Genomic DNA, 541 nt, shown 5'->3' with positions numbered 1-541 from the left:
GTATAGAAATTAATCAAAGTAGAAATAATATCCCTAAACGGATGAAAAGAGATTTGGTTCTATATCAAAATATTTTTGATATAGAAGGAAAACAAGTGTCAAGTTCTCTTTTTTCGTTATCCCCTTCCGACTCTGTTATACAGAATTTTGATCATGAAATAGCTACTCTCTTAGACGGATTTAAATTATCTAAAAAAACAATAGTTAATAAGTCTGCAAACGAAAAATCATCAGTAATACTGTTCAAATATGATGATTTTACTGCTCTTTTGGGGGCGGATTTAGAAGTAACTGATAATCCCGAGGAGGGTTGGAGAGATATTTGCAATAATTCAGTTTTAATTAATGGGAAATCTATTATTTATAAAATACCACATCACGGTTCATCGAACGCTTATAATAAAGAACTATTTGAAAAATTAGTTGAGAAGGATGCCATTTTAAAATTATCTCCTTGGAATAGAAACTCAAAACTTCCTACAGATAAAATGTTGCTAAAATATCGGGAACATTCTCCTAAAGTTTATATTACATCTCCAAT

The 541-nt window shown here is 29.9% G+C and carries 1 protein-coding gene; it reads left to right on the top strand.

Annotation, left to right across the window (positions count from 1 at the left end; all coding sequences use genetic code 11):
* Window positions 1-41 precede the first annotated feature (41 nt).
* A partial coding sequence (locus tag IU405_RS00370; protein ID WP_197436684.1) for a hypothetical protein occupies window positions 42-541 on the top strand: 500 nt, incomplete at its 3' end.

Source organism: Polaribacter sp. BAL334, from assembly GCF_015767435.1.
Taxonomy (GTDB): domain Bacteria; phylum Bacteroidota; class Bacteroidia; order Flavobacteriales; family Flavobacteriaceae; genus Polaribacter.
The sequence above is the reverse complement of the archived record's forward strand: the minus strand, read 5'-3'. Positions and strand labels throughout refer to the sequence as shown.